General features: G+C 32.6%; 4 protein-coding genes. 2 read left to right on the top strand and 2 right to left on the bottom strand.

Annotated elements, in window-relative coordinates:
- On the bottom strand, window positions 1-125 hold a 125-nt coding region (locus Q0C58_RS04430; RefSeq protein WP_366841267.1), incomplete at its 3' end, for an antibiotic biosynthesis monooxygenase.
- Between the two features lie 156 nt (window positions 126-281).
- On the bottom strand, window positions 282-1,118 hold the full coding sequence (locus Q0C58_RS04425) for an SAM-dependent chlorinase/fluorinase (RefSeq protein WP_290698036.1): 837 nt from the start codon (window positions 1,116-1,118) through the stop codon (window positions 282-284).
- A 122-nt stretch (window positions 1,119-1,240) separates the two neighbouring features.
- Here Q0C58_RS04425 and Q0C58_RS04420 point away from each other — a divergent pair, with 122 nt between their 5' ends.
- Window positions 1,241-2,197 carry a PhoH family protein gene (locus Q0C58_RS04420; RefSeq protein ID WP_290698034.1) on the top strand — a complete coding sequence of 319 codons (957 nt, stop codon included), beginning with the start codon at window positions 1,241-1,243 and terminating at the stop codon, window positions 2,195-2,197.
- An 83-nt stretch (window positions 2,198-2,280) separates the two neighbouring features.
- A partial coding sequence (locus Q0C58_RS04415; protein WP_290698032.1) for a phosphoribosylaminoimidazolesuccinocarboxamide synthase occupies window positions 2,281-2,918 on the top strand: 638 nt, incomplete at its 3' end.

The raw sequence follows: 2,918 nt of genomic DNA, 5'->3' as shown, positions 1-2,918 counted from the left end.
CGATATAATTCAAGAAACTGGCAACCTTCAAAATTGCGAATCTTTTGTTTTACGGTTTCAAAATTTGCTAGAAACTGTTCTATATTTTCTTCAGCAAAACTCATTTTTACAATTCTTACTAGCATATTTTATGTTTTCTTCTATGTCAGGCTGAACTTGTCGAAGACCTTTTTGTTATTAAGTACTTCAACAGGCTTAGTGTTATATTTTATTATTTTTTTATCTCTATTTAAAAGAGTAATCGACTGCTAACTGAAAACTGATTACTGCTAACTTTACAATCAACTTTTTAAGAAGTTAATTGTAACCGTGTCTCTTAATTTCAATCCCATTAAACTACTTGCTCCACCAACACTACTAGTATTACCTTTATAAATAGCAATTTCTAAATAGTTAGATGCGTTAAAAACCACCAAACCTCGACCTTCGTCGTTTCGGTTTTCTTCTGGTGTATTAAAATTAACAATATCGCTATACTTAGCATGTATCTTTTTAAACTTATGGCTTCTAGCCGAAACTTCAAAACTGCGTCCTTTTTGTATGGTTTCAAAAAACGTCTTCTTTATGTTAGTCACTACATTTCCATAGTTATCTACATATATAATATTACCTATAATCTGTGTTTTTTCGTCGTTAACATAAGGTTCTAGGTTTCGTATAGGTTTAATTTTATCAATAGATTTTCCTATAACGCCTAATGTACCACCTCTTGCAATATGGCAAGCCACTTTAACAAAAACATCGAGTACAGGAAAACTGGTTTCAATCTTATCGTGAATATTAATTTCTACAATTTGTTTTGGTGCAATTTCTGCACAAATCATACTCATAATCCCATTATTTGCGCATACAAAAAAATGCCCATCTAATTCTATAGCAATATGTTTGTTCTCTTGGTTAATTTCAGAGTCAATACCAATAATATGTATAGTGCCATCTGGGAAGCTACTATAAGCGTTTTGTATAATGTAAGCAGCCTCAGGAATATTAAAAGGTGATACAGAATGAGAGATATCAACAATTTTAACTTCTAGCATTTCGCTGTAAATAGCACCTTTTATCGCACCAGCAAAGTGATCTTTCTCACCAAAGTCTGTTGTTAATGTGATAATTGCCATTTAGTAATTGTTAATATTTTTTTTGATTAAAGCGAATAAAAGTTGTGTAACTTCCTTAAGTTTATAACACAGAACAAAACTAAGAAAATAGTATAGAAAACCTAAATTAAAACGAAACGCTTTTGAACGAAATAGTAATTCAACTTGAAGAAATCACTCCAAAAGAATTTTTTGGAGCAGGAAATGAAAATATTAAGCTAATAAAAAAGCACTTTCCTAAATTAAAAATTGTTGCGCGTGGCACCCAAATAAAAGCCTTTGGAGAAGAAGAGCTTTTAGACGAGTTTAACAGAAAACTAAAAATGCTAGTAAAGCATTTTATCAAGCATAAGAGGTTAGATGAAAACGCAATCGAGCGTGTTTTAACAAGTAACACTAGCGATGATTATAAAACATCTACAAAAAGTGGCGAAACTATAGTTCATGGAGTTAACGGAAAATTAATAAAAGCACAAACAGCAAACCAGCGTAAATTGGTTGAGCTTATGCGCAACAACGATATGGTTTTTGCCATTGGTCCAGCAGGAACTGGAAAAACATATACAGGAGTTGCATTAGCAGTTCAAGCATTAAAAAGTAAAGAGGTTAAGCGTATTATTTTAACACGTCCAGCAGTAGAAGCAGGAGAGAATTTAGGTTTTTTACCAGGAGATTTAAAAGAAAAATTAGATCCATACATGCAACCATTATACGATGCTTTGCGTGATATGATTGCTCCCGAAAAACTAACCCAATACATAGAAAACGGAACCATACAAATAGCACCTTTAGCATTTATGCGTGGTAGAACGCTAGATAATGCTTTTGTAATTCTAGACGAAGGACAAAACACTACACATGCCCAAATGAAAATGTTTTTAACACGTATGGGAAAAAACGCCAAGTTTCTATTAACAGGAGATCCAGGCCAAATAGATTTACCTCGTCGTACTGTTTCTGGACTTAAAGAAGCTTTACTAGTTTTAAAAGATATAGATGGTATAGGTATGGTTTTCTTAGATGATAAAGATGTTGTGCGACATAAATTAGTTAAAAAAGTTATTGCAGCATATAGAAAAATTGAAAATATAGAGGCATAGTTTAAAGCGTATTAATACCTTTGTAATTCTTACATTTACATGAATTTTACAATAAATAAATCAACTCATCAACAGATTAACAAATGAGTAATACAATTATAGATACCAACTTTAATTTTCCGAATCAGAAAAGCCTTTATAAAGGAAAAGTTAGAGCGGTTTACAACATAAACGACCAAGAATTGGTAATGGTTGCAACAGATAGGTTGAGTGCTTTTGATGTGGTGATGCCAAAAGGTATTCCATACAAAGGACAAATTCTAAATCAAATTGCGACAAAATTCATGGCGCAGACTGAAGATATTGTACCTAATTGGCTAACAGCAACACCAGATCCTAATGTGGCAGTTGGGCATTTATGCGAACCATTTAAAATAGAAATGGTTATTCGTGGTTATATGTCTGGTCATGCTGCAAGAGAATACAAATTAGGAAAACGTATACTTTGTGGCGTTGTAATGCCAGAAGGCATGAAAGAAAACGATAAATTTCCTTCACCAATAATTACACCAGCTACCAAAGCCGAAATGGGAGATCACGATGAAGATATTTCTCGTGAAGACATTATTTCAAAAAATATTGTTAGCGAAGCAGATTATCTTGTTTTAGAAGACTATACGCTAAAATTATTTCAACGCGGAACAGAAATAGCAGCTTCTCGCGATTTAATTTTAGTAGATACCAAATACGAATTTGGTAAAACCAAAGACGGAAAAATAGT

Source organism: Lacinutrix sp. (assembly GCF_023299985.1).
Lineage (GTDB): Bacteria > Bacteroidota > Bacteroidia > Flavobacteriales > Flavobacteriaceae > Lacinutrix.
The sequence above is the reverse complement of the archived record's forward strand: the minus strand, read 5'-3'. Positions and strand labels throughout refer to the sequence as shown.

What these genes read in the sequence shown, in the direction of transcription:
- Q0C58_RS04425 (WP_290698036.1), bottom strand. Translation starts at nt 1,118, where the DNA reads ATGGCAATTATCACATTAACAACAGACTTTGGTGAGAAAGATCACTTT.